General features: G+C 42.2%; 17 protein-coding genes. 4 read left to right on the top strand and 13 right to left on the bottom strand.

Features of this window, described 5'->3' with window-relative positions; genetic code table 11:
* Window positions 1-150 precede the first annotated feature (150 nt).
* From B3S92_RS10455 to B3S92_RS10395, 13 genes are all read right to left on the bottom strand, one after another.
* Window positions 151-1,842 (bottom strand): ATP-binding protein, encoded by a 1,692-nt coding sequence (locus B3S92_RS10455; RefSeq protein ID WP_296205792.1) that lies wholly within the window; start codon window positions 1,840-1,842, stop codon window positions 151-153.
* 282 nt (window positions 1,843-2,124) lie between these two features.
* A complete protein-coding gene (locus B3S92_RS10450; protein WP_296205794.1) occupies window positions 2,125-2,835 on the bottom strand; it encodes a response regulator in 711 nt (236 codons plus the stop codon).
* A 160-nt stretch (window positions 2,836-2,995) separates the two neighbouring features.
* Window positions 2,996-4,102, bottom strand: a complete 1,107-nt coding sequence (locus tag B3S92_RS10445; protein ID WP_296205790.1) for an RNA-guided endonuclease InsQ/TnpB family protein — start codon at window positions 4,100-4,102, stop codon at window positions 2,996-2,998.
* A gap of 203 nt (window positions 4,103-4,305) precedes the next feature.
* A complete protein-coding gene (locus B3S92_RS10440) occupies window positions 4,306-4,722 on the bottom strand; it encodes a F0F1 ATP synthase subunit epsilon (RefSeq protein WP_007394509.1) in 417 nt (138 codons plus the stop codon).
* A 160-nt stretch (window positions 4,723-4,882) separates the two neighbouring features.
* Window positions 4,883-6,310, bottom strand: a complete 1,428-nt coding sequence (gene atpD / locus B3S92_RS10435; protein WP_296205783.1) for a F0F1 ATP synthase subunit beta — start codon at window positions 6,308-6,310, stop codon at window positions 4,883-4,885.
* 39 nt (window positions 6,311-6,349) lie between these two features.
* Window positions 6,350-7,228: a F0F1 ATP synthase subunit gamma gene (gene atpG / locus B3S92_RS10430; protein ID WP_296205780.1), complete on the bottom strand. Its 879-nt coding sequence runs from the start codon at window positions 7,226-7,228 to the stop codon at window positions 6,350-6,352.
* A gap of 94 nt (window positions 7,229-7,322) precedes the next feature.
* Window positions 7,323-8,867 carry a F0F1 ATP synthase subunit alpha gene (gene atpA, locus B3S92_RS10425; RefSeq protein WP_077450428.1) on the bottom strand — a complete coding sequence of 515 codons (1,545 nt, stop codon included), beginning with the start codon at window positions 8,865-8,867 and terminating at the stop codon, window positions 7,323-7,325.
* Window positions 8,868-9,037: 170 nt separating this feature from the next.
* Complete coding sequence (locus B3S92_RS10420; RefSeq protein ID WP_296205775.1) at window positions 9,038-9,616, bottom strand: F0F1 ATP synthase subunit delta; 579 nt, start codon at window positions 9,614-9,616, stop codon at window positions 9,038-9,040.
* A gap of 204 nt (window positions 9,617-9,820) precedes the next feature.
* Complete coding sequence (locus B3S92_RS10415) at window positions 9,821-10,291, bottom strand: F0F1 ATP synthase subunit B (protein WP_296205772.1); 471 nt, start codon at window positions 10,289-10,291, stop codon at window positions 9,821-9,823.
* 105 nt (window positions 10,292-10,396) lie between these two features.
* Window positions 10,397-10,642: a F0F1 ATP synthase subunit C gene (atpE, locus tag B3S92_RS10410; RefSeq protein ID WP_077449392.1), complete on the bottom strand. Its 246-nt coding sequence runs from the start codon at window positions 10,640-10,642 to the stop codon at window positions 10,397-10,399.
* Window positions 10,643-10,687: 45 nt separating this feature from the next.
* The gene (atpB, locus tag B3S92_RS10405; RefSeq protein ID WP_296205767.1) at window positions 10,688-11,554 is read right to left on the bottom strand and encodes a F0F1 ATP synthase subunit A; all 867 of its coding nucleotides are present in this window, start codon (window positions 11,552-11,554) and stop codon (window positions 10,688-10,690) included.
* Between the two features lie 441 nt (window positions 11,555-11,995).
* Window positions 11,996-12,427 (bottom strand): ATP synthase subunit I, encoded by a 432-nt coding sequence (locus B3S92_RS10400; RefSeq protein WP_296205764.1) that lies wholly within the window; start codon window positions 12,425-12,427, stop codon window positions 11,996-11,998.
* Between the two features lie 324 nt (window positions 12,428-12,751).
* Window positions 12,752-13,702: a metal ABC transporter solute-binding protein, Zn/Mn family gene (locus tag B3S92_RS10395; protein ID WP_296205761.1), complete on the bottom strand. Its 951-nt coding sequence runs from the start codon at window positions 13,700-13,702 to the stop codon at window positions 12,752-12,754.
* Window positions 13,703-13,923: 221 nt separating this feature from the next.
* Here B3S92_RS10395 and B3S92_RS10390 point away from each other — a divergent pair, with 221 nt between their 5' ends.
* The 4 genes from B3S92_RS10390 (at window position 13,924) to B3S92_RS10375 (ending at window position 17,233) form a co-directional block, all read left to right on the top strand.
* Entirely contained in the window at window positions 13,924-14,505 is a 582-nt protein-coding gene (locus B3S92_RS10390; protein WP_296205760.1) for a transcriptional repressor, read from the top strand.
* A gap of 69 nt (window positions 14,506-14,574) precedes the next feature.
* Window positions 14,575-15,447, top strand: a complete 873-nt coding sequence (locus B3S92_RS10385; RefSeq protein ID WP_349678959.1) for a metal ABC transporter ATP-binding protein — start codon at window positions 14,575-14,577, stop codon at window positions 15,445-15,447.
* A gap of 66 nt (window positions 15,448-15,513) precedes the next feature.
* A complete protein-coding gene (locus B3S92_RS10380; protein ID WP_296205757.1) occupies window positions 15,514-16,308 on the top strand; it encodes a metal ABC transporter permease in 795 nt (264 codons plus the stop codon).
* A 64-nt stretch (window positions 16,309-16,372) separates the two neighbouring features.
* Complete coding sequence (locus B3S92_RS10375; RefSeq protein WP_296205754.1) at window positions 16,373-17,233, top strand: metallophosphoesterase; 861 nt, start codon at window positions 16,373-16,375, stop codon at window positions 17,231-17,233.
* Window positions 17,234-17,268 lie beyond the last annotated feature (35 nt).

The raw sequence follows: 17,268 nt of genomic DNA, 5'->3' as shown, positions 1-17,268 counted from the left end.
TTATTTCAGGACGGGACAGTTGCCATAAAAAAAGCCCAAGGTAGAGTGCCTTGGGCTTTTTCTATGCTATCTATTTTTATCATTAGCTTTTTTATCATAGCTGATGCTTTTAGTATCAGCAGCACTTTTAACATCATTAACTAAGCAGACCTAATCCTCGGTTTCAATGATTTTGCGAGCGCCTTTTTCTTGAGTCAATTGGTCTGCCGAGATAGTTTGTGCCAAGGGCTTAATGGGCCAGCGCATAGTGAAGCGTGCTCCACCCAGTTTCGGACTTTCGTCAACCGACATTTTTCCGTTAAACCAGAAGGCAATTCTGGACACAATCGACAGTCCTAGCCCATACCCTCCGGAAGCGCGGGTACGGCTGTCATCCAAGCGCGCAAAAGGCACGAACACCTTGTCTCTATCTTCCTCAGGAATACCGTGGCCATCATCCTCTACACTGACGTAAGCTTCGCCTTTGCGTACGCCGGCACTGATGATAATTTTCGACTCTGCATAGCGCAGGGCGTTACCCGCTAAGTTCTGCACCACACGGTGAAGGTAACGTCTATCCGCCACAGCCGTTACCTTCGCTGAAGGTGAGATACCAACGACTTCAATAGGCTTACCTAAAGCATTGGTTTCACGCACAATTTGATCCACCAGATCTTTTAAACTGACCGGCTCAAGATCTAGTTTAGGAGAGCCCTCTTCCAGCTTAGCGTAAGTCAAAATCTCATCAATTAGACCATTTAAGGCCTCAATATCTTGGTCAATATAATCACGCTGCATCTCACGCGACTCTTGATCATCAGTATCCGCCAACATATCAACTGCGAATCGAATACGAGCCACAGGGGTTCTTAACTCATGCGACACCGCACGGGTTAGTTCACGCTGAGACTCAATAAGGCGTTTAATGTGCTCGGTCATGGCGTTAAAGGTAGCCGCCAAACGGGCAATCTCATCTTGACCCACCACTTGCACCCGAGTGTCTAAATTACCATCCCCAACCTCATTGACCCCAGATTGAATCAATTGCAGTTTACGCTCTAGTGGGAAAATTAAGGCATAAACCCCCAAACTAATGAGGAACATGCTAATTAACACCACACTAATAATCAGATTAAACGGAAACCATTTAAACAAGCTAACCGGACCAATAACCACTGCCATATTCTCAAGTTCAGACGGCGCAATGATCTTAATAGACGAGTCATCGGAGCGGGTACTGTCTCGAAACAGCATCACCACTTCATCTCTGTCCAAACGGCGCAGTTGATCGTCATCCAACTCTAAATCAACAATGTTTTCAATGCTCAAAGGGAAAGCAAACTGCTTAGAGATCTCATCAAGACGCTGCCTTTTGCTTGATAGGTCCTTGTAGTAGGACAAATCATTCAGCAGAAGTACCGCCATTGCTCGAACCTGCTGTTCGGTAACTTTACTGATGCGGACGGTTATGACGTTATCTTCGCCCTCAATAGGATGAAAAATATCGGCATAAGTAGGCTGTGCCACATAGCGAACTACGGTTTTATTCTCTTCTAAGCGTTTTAGTTCACTGGCTTTAAAATCGATTTTCGACTCGGGCTGAATGCTAAAATTATTGCCAAATAATTGACTGATATCATTGAGCCAATATTCACGCTGGGTTTCAGAGGACTGTTGCTGCAAGCCAGAACTGACCAGATACAGGGCCCCCGTAGCCACATTCTCTCGATAAGCCTGAACGCGTTCTTTATTGATGGTGTCTACCAATAATTGAGCAAAAAGCGCCACAAATAGACAGACCAATAGCAGCCCTGCGTAGATACGTAGAAAAATACTGTGTTTTAATGATGAGAATATTGGCATACGAAATCTAATAAATTTAATTTTGTCCTAGTTTACCCTAAATCGAGTGGTTAACCTACACCTGCAATGGTCCAGAGTCCAGCCTAAATTATATAGAGTTAACAACGCTCTATAATTTTATATTTTGTTGTTGTAAAAATAGATTTGTAGAAATATCGTCACTAATGTAGTGCTAGTATCAAAACTCTAAATAATAAAAAGGTCAGCCTAAAGCTGACCTTTTAAAACTAATGAGCAATCAGTTGATTACTCACTTTAAGGCTTGTAGCTAAATAAAGTGGCTTAGCTGCCTTCTTTAACAAACAAATAGCCTTTACTACGAACGGTTTTAATACGTTTTGGATTTTCTGGATCATCGCCAATCTTAGGACGAATACGTGAGATACGTACGTCAATTGAACGGTCTTGACCATCATACTCAATACCACGTAGACGCTCGAAGATATCTTCACGAGATAAGATACGACCTGCGTTAGAAGCCAATAACCATAGAAGATCATATTCAGCACTGGTAAAGTCAACCAACTCACCATTTAGAGTCACTGAGCGGCCACCATTATCAATAACCAATTCACCAAACTCTAGACGCTGTGGTACTTCTTCAGAAGGGGCATTTTCAGAGCGGCGTAATAAGGCACGGATACGAGCCAATAGAACGCGCGGCTGTGCAGGCTTGGCCACATAGTCATCTGCACCCATTTCTAGACCTAATACTTGGTCCATGTCTTCTGTGCGGGCAGTCAACATCAAGATAGGGCTATGATAGTGTGGGCGGACTTCACGACAAACCGTCAAACCATCACTACCTGGCAACATCACATCTAGAACTACCAAATCAGGTTGTTCATTGATGATACGGCGAATCGCACGGTTACCATCAGTCTCAATAGCCACATCCATACCATTCTTAACCAAATAGTCTTGGGTTAATATGGCCAGACGCTCATCATCTTCAACAATCAAAATTCGTGGGGTTTGCTCTTCTTCACTTATAGACATTATTATTTCCTCAAAAAAATGAAACCTTAATCAGGGTCTTATAAATATGTTCCATTTGGATATTAATAAACCATTACAACCCTTAGTATATATAAATTAATCCATAATGTAATTAGTAATATACTTAATCTTAGCACTTGACTCCCTCCCCTCGCTAAACCGAGGGGATTCCTACAGCTAGACGGTCAAGCCCAACCGCAAGGATGTTCTTAGCAGCATTAATATCTCTATCATGCCTTGTGCCACACTTAGCACAAGTCCATCCTCTTATTCCAAGACCTGCTCTACCTCTCGGACTACTATCACTTATTTTATGACAGCACGAACAGGTCTGGGTAGTGTAACTCTCATTTACTATCTCAAAACGACAACCTGCATGCTTGCATTTATATTCTAGTTGCCGTTTGATTTCAAACCAACCTGCATCGTATGTCGATTTAGCTAGGTTGGCTTTCTTATTTGTAAATGAGCGTGATTTAACATCACCAACAATAATTAACGCATTGTCTTCAACAAGCTTGGTGGTGAACTTATGAATTAAATCTAATCTTGTATTTTTGATTTTGGCGTGGATTGCTTTGACACGCTCTTTATTCTTGGCACGTTGGGCGGTTGCTAATTTATGCGCCCATTTTTGAGTTTGCTTAGTAATTAGCTTTTCACCGTTTGACGTGGTGGCAGCTTCTTTTAAGCCCAAGTCAATGCCAACACTACCCGTACCGCTTACTTGTTTAGGGTAGTCCTTAACAGTGATACACGCATACCAACGATTACGGCTGTCTTGTACTATCTCAAGCGTGTTGATTTGATACAAAGACAGGTTGTAGCTGTCAAACACGTCAATGACTAACTTCTGACCTTTAGATAAGGATAGCTGTATGGTTGATCTAAGTGCTTTCTTACCCGTCCGTCTTGTATTTAAATACTTGATAGCGGACTTTTTAAAGGGTATCCACCCAAGTGATTTGCGTTTGGCATCAGGACGGTTTGTGCGCCAGTTGAGTTTGGCTTTTTTAAATTGCTTGCGAGATTTAGCGTGAGTTTCGTTAATCGCTTGTAAGGTTTGGCTGTGTAGACCTAAATACTCACCGCTACCTTTAGTGTACTGGTTTAGATCATAAGCACTAAAAAACTTACCGGTACGTTTTAAATGCTCAAAGCACAGCGCATTAACATAGTTCCACACAAAGTTCACCGAACCGCTTAGACGATTCAGCTCTTTTATATGTTTGTCTTTGATGCGCAGCTTGAGAGTTCTCATAGCCTTAGTGTCGCAAGATTAGCTTAAACTAACAACCTTTTAAAGATAATTTACGACACTTAATGTCGTTTTATACTCCTAGTATAAACAGTAGGTTATTACGATGACTGATAACAAAAAAACAGCCTAGTATAGGCTGTTTGATTATTTTGATAAGCAGTTAACACTTACTCAACAGTTGACGCTGGTTGGTGTAGAGTACCTTACGCACGGTTACGATATTTTCTAATCGTTTGTAGCTGTGCCACAGACTCTGCAAGTGAAGCCAATGCAGCGTTTGTCTGTAAAGTTTCAGACTGGTTGACAAGCATTTGCTCTGCTTGTTTACGAGCTTCAATAATCTTCGCTTCGTCTAAGTCATCTGCACGTACTGCAGTATCTGCAAGTACAGTGACAAGCTTAGGCTGAACTTCTAAAACCCCACCAGAAACATAGATAACTTCTTCGCTACCATCTGGTAATTGGATTCTCATTGAGCCCGGCTTTAATAGTGTGATTAGTGGGGTGTGACCCGCTAGGATACCCACTTCTCCTTCACTACCCGTCGCAATTAACATACTGATCTCGCCAGTATAAATCTCTTCACGAGCACTAACTACTCGGCACTGTAAGGTTGCCATGCGACTCTCCGTTATAAACTCATTAACTTGCTAATTAATATTAACATCAAACTTGGATAGGCGATAATTTAATATCTTGTTAAGCATGACAAAGTTAACTTCAACTTTGCCATGCCTTTTAACAACTATCTATTAAACTATTAAAGCCTTAGCGATTAAATTACGCTGCAGACTTCATTTTTTCAGCTTTAGCCACTACTTCATCGATGCTACCAGCCATATAGAAGGCTTGTTCTGGTAGATCATCATATTTACCATCTAAGATATCACGGAAGCTTGCGATGGTGTCACGTAGAGATACGTATTTACCAGGCGCACCGGTGAATACTTCGGCTACGTGGAATGGCTGAGATAAGAAGCGCTGGATCTTACGAGCGCGGTATACCACCATCTTATCTTCTTCTGAAAGCTCATCCATACCAAGAATCGCGATGATGTCTTTCAGCTCTTTATAGCGCTGTAGAACTTCCTGAACACCACGAGCCACTTTATAGTGCTCTTCACCGATAACTAGAGGATCTAGCTGACGTGAAGTTGAGTCTAGTGGGTCAATCGCAGGGTAAATACCTTGTGAAGCGATGTCACGGCTTAGTACCACTGTCGCGTCTAAGTGAGCAAACGTAGTCGCTGGTGATGGATCCGTTAAGTCATCCGCAGGTACGTATACCGCTTGGATAGAAGTAATAGAACCGGTCTGAGTTGAAGTAATACGCTCTTGAAGTACACCCATCTCTTCAGCTAGTGTAGGCTGATAACCTACTGCTGATGGCATACGACCTAGAAGTGCTGATACTTCAGTACCGGCTAGTGTGTAGCGGTAGATGTTATCAACGAATAATAGAACGTCCTTACCTTTACCGTTTTCATCTTTTTGATCACGGAAGTACTCAGCCATAGTTAGACCGGTTAGCGCAACACGTAAACGGTTACCTGGTGGCTCATTCATCTGACCGTAAACCATCGCAACTTTTGAGTTGGTGAAGTTTTCAACATCAACAACGCCCGCTTCTTGCATCTCGTGGTAGAAGTCGTTACCTTCACGAGTACGCTCACCCACACCAGCGAATACTGATAAACCTGAGTGCTTAAGAGCGATGTTGTTAATCAATTCCATCATGTTTACGGTTTTACCAACACCGGCACCACCGAACAGACCAACTTTACCACCTTTAGCGAACGGACAAAGTAAGTCAATTACTTTAATACCGGTTTCTAATAGGTCAGTACTATTAGCTTGCTCATCATAAGAAGGCGCTTGACGGTGGATTGACCAATGATCTTCAGAATTAACTGGACCTTGTTCGTCAATTGGACGACCTAAAACGTCCATAATACGACCTAGAGTCGCATCACCTACTGGAACTGTAATTGGGGCACCAGTGTTAGTTACTGGTAAACCACGCTTAAGACCTTCAGTAGATCCCATTGCAATAGTACGTACAACACCATCGCCCAACTGCTGCTGAACTTCTAGTGTGGTTTCGGTACCATCTACAACCAACGCGTCATAAATTTGAGGCACGTCAGTGCGGTTAAACTCGACGTCAATAACTGCGCCAATAATCTGTACTATACGACCGCTACTCATGGCGTTCTCCTTGAACTTCTAAAAATATAGGTATGTCAATTAGGAAACAGCAGCAGCACCGCCGACAATTTCCGAAATCTCTCGGGTAATTGCCGCTTGACGCAGCTTGTTATAAACTAACTGTAAATCATTAATTAGGTCACCAGCATTATCAGTAGCAGCTTTCATCGCTACCATACGTGCTGATTGCTCTGAAGCAATGTTTTCCATGACCGCTTGATATACGATAGACTCGATATAACGGCCAAGTAAACCATCGACAAGTGTCTTGGCATCAGGCTCGTAGATATAGTCCCAGTTAATTTCCGTGCGGATACCTGAGTCTGAGTCAATGGCATCTTGCGGTAATGGAACCAGCTGACTAATCATTGGCTTTTGTGTCATTGCGTTTACAAACTTATTGTAAACTAAATAAATGCGATCTAAGTGACCTTTGGCATAATCATCAAGCATAGCTTGAACTGGAGCATTTAATTGCTCAAAGCTAGGATTATCACCATAATCAGTGACTGCTGAAGTTACTTTGCCGCCAAAACTCTTGAAAAAGCTAACGCCTTTAGAGCCGATTACAGCAAACTCAGCTTGCACAGACTGGTCTTGAAATTCTTGAACATGATGCATCAACTGTTTAAACAAGTTGATGTTCAATCCACCAGCCAAACCACGATCAGAAGTCACTAAGATATAGCCTACACGATTTACCTGACGGCTAGTCATATAAGGGTGCTTATAATCTGAAGAGGCGTTTACTAAGTGTGACACCACACGACGCATATTTTCAGAATAAGGACGACCCACTTCCATACGCTCTTGAGCACGGCGCATTTTACTGGCGGCTACCATCTGCATCGCACGCGTAATTTTCTGCGTACTTTTAATGCTAGTAACCTTAGCACGAATTTCTTTTAAACTTGCCATAACATTTCCAATTCGGCGGGGTTTAAATGAGGGTTAATCTATTACACACATTTCAAATAGTGCGATTAGCTTCACTAATCGCACCTTTGTTTATTTAGAACGTGTGGTTTTGTAGGAACGTTTCAACTGAAGCTTTCAAACGGCCTGCAATATCATCATTGTAATTTGCAGTGTCGTTGATTTCTTTCATAAGATCAGCTTGTTCGTCATACATGTAACGTAGGTAAGCTTCTTCCCAGGCGCCGATTTTTTCAACTGGGATATCAGATAAATAACCTTCGTTAGAAGCATAGATAACTGCGGCTTGTTCAGCAACTGACATTGGAGCATACTGCTTCTGTTTCATCAGTTCAGTCACACGCTCACCGTGTTCTAACTGTTGCTTAGTAGCATCATCTAGGTCAGAGGCGAACTGAGCAAACGCTGCCAATTCACGATACTGAGCCAATGCGGTACGAATACCACCTGATAGCTTTTTGATAATCTTAGTCTGAGCAGCACCACCAACACGTGATACTGAAATACCAGCGTTAACCGCAGGACGAATACCTGAGTTAAATAAGCTTGATTCTAAGAAGATCTGACCATCTGTAATAGAAATTACGTTAGTTGGTACGAATGCAGATACGTCACCGGCTTGAGTTTCAATAATTGGTAGAGCGGTTAAAGAACCGGTTTTACCTTTTACTTCACCCTTGGTGAACTCTTCAACATACTCAGCGTTTACACGTGAAGCACGCTCTAGTAGACGTGAATGAAGATAGAAAACGTCACCTGGATAAGCTTCACGACCTGGTGGACGACGTAATAGTAGTGAGATCTGACGATACGCTACGGCTTGTTTTGATAAGTCATCATAAACGATTAACGCGTCTTCACCGCGGTCACGGAAGTATTCACCCATAGTACAACCTGAGTATGGAGCGATATACTGTAGCGCTGCTGGCTCAGAGGCTGAAGCAACCACAACTGTGGTGTAAGCTAAAGCGCCTGTTTCTTCTAGTTTACGTACTACGTTAGCGATGGTAGAGCGTTTCTGACCGATGGCTACGTACACACACTTAATACCAGAATCTTTCTGAGCAATAATAGCGTCAATAGCTAAAGCTGTTTTACCAGTCTGACGGTCACCAATGATAAGCTCACGCTGACCACGACCGATTGGAATCATGGTATCAACCGCTTTATAACCAGTCATTACTGGCTCATCAACTGATTGACGGGCAATAACACCTGGAGCAATTTTTTCTACTTTATCAGTTAGCTGAGCGTTGATAGGGCCTTTACCATCGATAGGGTTACCCAAAGCGTCAACCACGCGGCCTAATAATTCAGGACCTACTGGTACTTCTAAAATACGGCCTGTGCAGTAAGCTTTTTGACCTTCTTGAAGACCTAGGTAATCACCCAAAACAACCGCGCCTACGGAGTCTTGTTCAAGGTTCAATGCCATACCATAGACATCGCCTTCAAACTCAATCATCTCACCGTACATTGCATCTTCAAGACCATGAATCTGTACAATACCATCAGATACTTTGACAATAGTGCCTTCATTCTTAGCGGTTGCACCTGTATCAAGGTCTTGAATTCGCTGCTTAATCAGTTGACTGATTTCTGCTGGATTCAATTGTTGCATTGCCTTGTTTCCTTTAATTTGTGATTGCCTGCTTACTCGCCGGATATAAAGCTTAAACTCTTCGAAAAATGTGTTGAAGATAAAATATAAATTAAGCTTTTAATGATAATTTATTTTGATTACAGGTTAACTAATAAGCAACATCAACTATCATTATTATTAATAATGCGTTAAGCAGTTAGCTGTGTTTTTAACTGTTTTAATTTTCCACGCACCGAGTCATCAACAAGCTTGTCCCCAATTTTAATGGTGGCACCCGCTAATAAACTAGGATCTACATCTTCATGAAGAATCACAGATGCATTTAGTGATTGTTCTAATCGACTTTGAATCATAGTACGTTGTGCGTCGTCTAACGGATAGGCAGACGTTACGTATACGTTTACTTGTTTAAGTGCTTTAGCGCGATGTAAACGATATTGCTCTAATACCTGTGGTAATAGGCTCAAACGCTCTTGTTCGGCAAGTTGATGCACAAAGTTTTTGATGGGTGTTGTTGCTACTGATAGCTGACTAGACGATTGCCCCTGAGTAGAGGTTACGTGTTCATCATAAATGCTGATTAGTGCTTCAGCTTTTTGGTCAGCAGTAACAGCGGGGTTATCTAGCATTTGCACAAAGGCAGAATCACCGACCACGCTACTTGCGATCAGCAAGAAATCTTCCCACTCACCAATGACTGAGTTTTCATGCGCATAATCAAATGCTGCCTTGGCATAGGGTCTCGCTAGTGTAGATAATTCAGCCATTATGTCCTCTTAGCCACATATTTGATGAAAAACTTTATATAAAACAAACCAGGTATAAGAAGTTGATTAGAGGTAAAGAGCCCTACTATCGCCGGTTTATAAAACCATAATTACTGCCAAAGCAGTTTATTATAGGATTCTATAAAGCTGAAGCTGAGTCACTTCAGCTGATCAACAATAGATATTAAGACTTAAATTTACCACTTAAAGCTTAGCTGCCAATTCTTCTAACATTTTGGCGTGTTGCTGCGCATCAACTTTGTCTTTAAGAATCTTTTCAGCACCTAGTACTGCAAGCTCAGACACTTGGCTGCGTAAACCCTCGCGTGCTTGATTAATTTCAAGATCGATTGACTCACGGGCTTGCTGACGAATACGTTCGCCTTCAATTTCTGCCTGTGCTTTTGCTTCTTCGATAAGCTGGTTAGCGCTTTTATTTGCTTGTTCAATCAGTGCAGCAGCTTTAACTTTAGCTGATGCCAACTCTTGCTCAACTGATTGTTCAGCATTTGCTAAGTCTGACTTTGCCTTTTCAGCGGCATTAAGACCTTCAGCGATCTTTTGCTGACGCTCTTCAATGGCACCCATTAAGAAAGGCCAAATAAACTTCATGCAAAATAAAACAAATATTGCAAACGCTATGGACTGACCGATTAGGGTTAGATTAATATTCACACGATCACCTCTTTATTAATAAAAATCAGTATCATTGACCATTCTATATCTGATATAGCATTCCAAATAATTGCGAATGGTCAACAGGGGTCACTGATGTTTAAATTAAGCTAGAGGGTTAGCGAATAATAATAACATCGCAATACCAACACCAATCATTGGCACCGCATCTAGAAGACCGGCTACAATGAACATGCGAGTTTGCAATTGTGAGCCTAATTCTGGCTGACGTGCAACACTTTCTAGGAACTTACCGCCTAGTAATGCGAAGCCGATACCTGTAGCTAGCGCGCCTGCGCCGATTAGCATTGCTACTGCGATAACTGTGTAACCACCTAATACTGGATCCATTGATGTATCCTCATTTACCTATTGATTGATGAAAAATCTAACTAATTAATGTTCAGTTTGTGATGCTAGTGATAAGTAGATTATCGTCAACATCATAAAGATGAACGCCTGAAGGGTAATAATTAAAATATGGAAAATTGCCCAAGGTACTGATAATGCCCACTGAATCCAGAAAGGTAATAAGGCAATCAATACGAACACCAACTCACCTGCGTACATGTTACCAAATAAACGCAAACCAAGTGACACAGGTTTTGCAATTAAAGTAACTAACTCTAGGATTAAGTTGACTGGGAATAATAGAATCTTAGCAATTGGGTTTGAAGCACTGAACGGATGCATGGTTAGTTCACTGATGAAGCCACCAAGTCCCTTCTCTTTAATGCTATAACCAATGATTAAGAAGAATACCGAGAACGACATACCTAATGTAGCGTTGGGATCTGTTGTCGATACAATCTTAAAGTAAACATGATGTGGATCATGACCCATAGCAGCACCGATTTTTTGGGCTAACACTGGGATATAGTCGATGGGCATTAAGTCCATCAAGTTCATCAAGAAAATCCACACGAAAATTGTTAACGCTAAAGGTGCGATAAGTTTTGATGTACCGTTGTAGGAATCACGTACGTTTGTGTCCACAAACTCTACAATCATTTCAATTGCAGACTGTAGCTTACCTGGTACCCCAGCAGTCGCACGCTTTGCTACGAACCAAAATAAGGCACAAAATATAATACCAAGTCCAAATGACCAAAGCATAGTATCCAAGTGAATGGCATTAAAGCCCATTCGACCTGCTTCTTCAGCAGTATGGGCAACTTTCCAGCCTTCACCTGGCAAATAGCCAAAGGTCCAGTTGGTTAAATGGTGTGCAATATAATCAGACGAGGATATTTCAGCTGCCATAATCTAAGCTTCTTATAAGTTTGTGTTAACCATTAATTTATTTAGCAAAAAATACTTTGTTAATGAACGCTTTACTACTTTTCTTACTTATACTTTGCTAAATAAATTTGGTGCTCATTTATTTCTGCCCTTATATTAATGCAGCAAGGTATAAGTGTAAAGAAAACGTTTATTTTTTTAACACAACCTTTCTGTATTCTTATAAAATTAGAAATTTACTAAATTTTAAGATAGAACTTGCCGCACATCATACACTGATTTACTAGTTTTGTAACAATACTGGTTACAATGACTGATAAAAATTATGTTTTTTTGATACTGCTGCAATTTTTAATATCTTATTATTGCACGGATATGAACCCTAAAGTGCCACGTATGGGTTTCATAATAAAATAAATAGTGGTGAGCTGCTGTGGCGGTTTGCAAGCTACTTTCACTTAACTATTTTTTGCGAATCTGCCAGAGACTTATAAAGTGTCCTATTTGCATGGCAATAAATCCAAATATGACGGCACCAGCAGAAATGGGTTGTACAGTGATAAACACTAGGGCAAACCCTAACATAACCACAAACCACTTAATGATCTGACCCAGATAGAGTTGGCTAACGATAGCCTGTCTGGCTTGTGCTCCGGTATATCGAAAAGCAAACCAAGCAAAGACACTCTGAGCAAACCAGTTTATAAAAGCCCCTAATGCGACCCCTTTTGGGATGAGTAGGTTGCTCTTAAATAAAGTCATGTCTAATAACCAAGCCATAACGATAATGATTAATAGACTGCTCGACCTAAGCCGGGCTTGTCGTCTTAACTGGACTCGTTGTAGCTGTTTACGTTCTGACGCTCGTAGTGGCGTATTGGAATGAGTAGTCATGACTTTTCTATAACACAAAACGCCGACTATTATAATGAGCGCTTAGGGGTAAAGCAAGAAAAAAAAGATTCTTTTGTCAAATACTTTTTTTATGCATATCTGTAAGTAATAGTTATTAACGGTTTGAGATATGGTTAATAGGGTATCAATAACTTACAACACTCCCCTACCCCAGTCATATGGCGCCAGCCGTTAATGACTAAAAGCTCAGAATAACAACAGCTAGAGTCGATGTCTTCCTGACTGATCGCCCTTACTTAGGTAGGGATATTGTAGCTAATTTTTTAAGCCTTGGTTAGCTTAATTAACACTGTTTGGTCAGATTTATTTGACACAGTTATTTATATCATTGGCCACAGCCATCCAGCCTGAGATAAAGTCTTTTGCATTGCTCATATCTTCTTGCTGTACTGTGCTGTTGATCGGTTTTAATTTAGCAGTGGCACCTTTACTATTGTCAGACTGAAGCACAATACACATGGTGGGTTGTGGGCGGTTTTTATTTAACCAATGAAACTGACTGGCTTTTGGCGGCAAGTGATGATCATGCGTTAAAGCTCCTGCCAATTGTAAATTCAAAGCTGACTCTATATAACCAAAAGCGTCATGATAGGCCCAGTAAGGTCGACTTTTTTGGTTATTGACCTGCACTTGAGCCACCGCATTGTCCATCTGTTTAGCGAATTGTTTCACATTATTGGCATAAACTGCTTTATATTCGGGGTTGGCTCGGCTATAAAGAGAGCCCAAAGCACGGGTAATGGCTTTTGCGTTATCTGGGTCTAGCCAAAGATGTGGGTCCAAACTGCCCTCAATAGGCTTCCCTTTCACATCACGCAAGGGCAGACGATTGAAAGCTTTAAATCGGAATAAGCTGATACTGTTGGGGCTTTTACCCACAGAGTTGACTAAATTTGATTCTAACTGACTGCCAAACCAAACCACATAACGACTGTCTTTAACGGTTTTCATGTCACTTGGGCTTAGGCTGCCGTGATGCCCCACATCCCCTGGCTGTAATAGTAGCTTGCCAGAGGGGGCTCCTTTGGTCACCGCCTCACTCAACAAAAACAAGGGGTAGTTACTAATCGCAATTTCAGTTTTGTTACGGATATGCTCTGGAATAACTTTCATTTTGGGTCGGGAGTTATCCGCGTAGCCTTGAGGTTCTGTGTGCGCTTGATTATGAGGGTGGTCATGATGATCCTCGTGAGCGTGGTCATGGCCGCTGTGGTCGTGATGAGCTTCAGCCATGGCCAAAGGAGCGGCTGTCATTATTAAAGAAGCCGCTAAACTCCCTACAAATAGACTTTTGAAGGACGAAAGATTAGAAGAGAAGGGCTTAACTGTGGACATAGTATTCTCAGTGGATGAAATTAGACAAAACTTTCTTTAATGAAAGGAACGAAACAATTTATAATAGATATGTTATACTATAACAAATTAAATATTAAGCCCTTTTTTAAAAAAAACAATACTTTGGTTTGAGGTTATCTATGAGTGATGATGCTGTAATCCCCTCTGTTGCTTCTCAGGTTCAGCCGTGTGAACATCAGGGGGCACATTCACATGATGTTCATGACTTGACCCCTGAGAAGATTAATCAGCGCCTACAAACAGCGAAGCAAATATGTGCCGCTAAGCAAATAAGATTCACCCCTTTACGCCATACGGTGTACCAACTGATTTTGGAATCGGATAAACCTCTAGGGGCTTATGATTTAATTCAGAGCCTGCAACAAAACCGTGAAAAACAAGCTGGGGATAAGGCGAAAATGGTGGCTCCCCCAACCATCTATCGCACTCTAGAGTTTTTATTAGAGCTGGGCTTCATTCACCAGCTGACATCGATTAATGCTTTTGTGCCTTGTTGTCATCCTCGCGATGAACACAATGCGGTCTTCTTACTGTGTAATGACTGTGAGCGTGTTCAGGAGTTTAGTGGCTTACCGGTTCAAGAGATTGTCGGCTATGTCAAAAACGAGGTAGGGTTTCAAGTTGAGCAAAGCGTGATGGAACTAAAAGGTCTGTGTCAAAGCTGCTCACCTGTGCCTGCTCATATCTCAGAGGACGTTTAACTCATGTCTGTCACCCGCAATACCTCCTCACAGCAAGCCCATCAAGTTGACACTGAGTCAACAGCACTCATGACACTTAACCAGGTTGGCTTTGAAGTAAGTGCCCGTGGTCTGAGCAAGTCTGAACTGGCAAGCTTAGCGGATACATCAGCTACTGATAATGCTTCTGCTAAAAAAGCGCTAACAGGCTCTAGACTAAGCGGCTGGCTTAGCGGAGCCCGTTCGGCAAAAACGGCTGAAAAAACTTCAGCAGACTCTCAATCCAGAGTGCTATTAAGTAACATCAGCTTGCAAATTTTGCCCTACGAAAAAATCAGTGTTATCGGCCCCAATGGTGCGGGGAAATCTACCTTGATGAAGCTTATTTTAGGGTTAATCCAACCTACCTCAGGGCAGATTCAGCGTCATAGCAATCTGCAACTGGGCTATGTGCCCCAAAAATTCACTGTGCCGGCCATTTTGCCATTACGAGTTGAAGATCTATTAGCACAAACCCAAAAAAGACTCTCGGCAAGCGAACAAGATTTTTTATACCAGCGTCTATCGATAGTCCCGTTATTAAAAAAACAGGTGATTCATCTGTCAGGCGGTGAAACCCAGCGCGTGTTACTGGCTCGATCGTTATTATCAAAACCCAACTTACTGATTTTAGATGAGCCGATGCAGGGCTTAGACCCTGAAAGTGAGCGTTGGCTGTATGAGTTTATTGACGATTTACCTGAGTTCTTGCAGTGCGCCATGGTGGTGGTGTCACACGATTTACATTGGGTGATGCGGGGCAGTCGTCGAGTGATTTGCTTAAATAAGCATATCTGCTGTGAGGGCCAGCCAAGCGATCTTGGAGTATCCCAAGAATTTAAAAAGCTATTTGGTCATCAGTACGAACAGCCTTATATTCATAAGCCGCATGACTGCCAGCATCATGGTCCGCACGCTCATTAGAGCGCTGTCTACTGCCAGAAGTAGTCGCTATCTTAAAATAACAAACTTTTTTGGAATACCGCTCGTATGCTAGTTGAATGGCTCGATATTATAGCCCCCGCTTGGATTGCCGGCAGTTTGTTGGCCCTGTTATCTGCCCCTTTAGGCTGTCTGGTCCTGTGGCGACGCATGTCCTTTTTTGCCGATGCCTTAGCCCATGGCACTTTATTTGGGGTGGCCCTAGCGGCTTTATGGCAACTGCCCTTCGGCATAGGCATCGCTTTGGTGAGTGTCATGGTGGTAATCGCTTTGATGTTACTAGAAGATGAGCGCTTACCCAGTGATGCCATATTGGCCGTTGTTTCAGTCTCTATGCTGTGTTTGGGTTTATTAACTTTGACCCATTTGACTCAAATGCAGGCCAATGTCTTGGGCTATCTATTTGGTAATCTGTTGGAGGTAGGCTGGAGCGACCTGCCTATCTTGTCGGCTTGTGTCGCGCTTGGTATCGGTTTTTTAGTTTATATTTGGCGCCAACAGGTCATTCTAGCAACGCACACTGATTTGGCTCAGGTCTCTGGAATAAATGCCACTCGCCAGCGGTTGTTTTTTATGGGGGTCTTAGCAGGATTTTGTGCTTTGGCCCTTCAGGCTGTCGGTAGCCTACTTATTAGTGGCTTATTGATTTTGCCAGCTCTGACCGCCAGACTCTGGGCTCACTCCCCGAAGCAAATGGTTATTTTTTCAGTTATTTTGGCACAGCTGGCAGTAACCGGTGGGGTTTGGGGCAGTGTCTTATTTGATATCCAAACTGGATTGGCCATCGTCCTGGGCTTAGCCATAGCGTTTTTCATGGCATTTATTGTGTCTCAAGCCAGTTAATAGTGCCTCAATGACCCCCTACTAAACTAAAGCCCCCCTACTAATAGTGAAGGAAAGGTGTGTTATGCCAGTTTCTGAAAGCTCTGTCGAACTCGTAAACTATCCTCCGGCTCAGATAACTACTGAAGATGGTGTGATTAATATTCTACAGCTGACCGATCCGCACTTATATCTAGATCCGGATACCGAAACGGCTGGTATTAATAACTACCAGAGTTTTACTGCTTGTCTGCAGCAGGCGCTAAATGAAAACATCCGTTGTGACTTGATTTTATTGAGCGGGGATTTGGTGAATGAGGTTAAGCCTGAGATTTATAAAAATATTTATCAACTGCTACAACAAACCAGGATTCCGTTCGTTTGCATAGCCGGTAATCATGATGTCACCGATGAGTTAGATCCCCATCTGCCCTTCTCTCAGCGCCGATTTGTGCCTCATGAGCCAAATCCTATGCTACTATCAAATCATTGCCTTGCTTTAAATGAGTGGCGTTTACTGCTAATAGACAGCAGTGTTCCTGGCAAAATTTATGGCAGTGTGGGTAACAAAAACCTAAACTGGCTATCGCAAAAATTAGCAAATAGTCATCATCCTGTCATAATTGCCATGCATCATCACGTGCTGCCCATGGGCTCTGCCTGGATTGACCAACATATCACTGAAGATGCCGAAGATTTTTGGCAACGGGTTGAGAGTTACCCTACAGTGAAAGCGGTAGTGAGTGGTCATGTGCATCAAAATTTTGAATCTCAAAGAGCGGGAATCAAAGTATATGCTACCCCCTCTACTTGTTATCAATTTAAGCCAAAGTCTGACGACTTTGCTATTGATGACCAAGCAGTTCCCGGCTACCGTTGGTTAAGCTTAAATAAACAAGGCATTATAAAAAGCTGGATAACTAGGCTAGAAAATAAAAAGGCTTAAAGCAGATTTAATTGCCTGCAGGTTATTGATAAATC

The sequence above is a fragment of the Psychrobacter sp. UBA3962 genome (assembly GCF_002385225.1).
GTDB lineage: Bacteria > Pseudomonadota > Gammaproteobacteria > Pseudomonadales > Moraxellaceae > Psychrobacter.
Note: the sequence above shows the minus strand (reverse complement) of the source record. Positions and strands in the feature narration are given on the sequence as shown.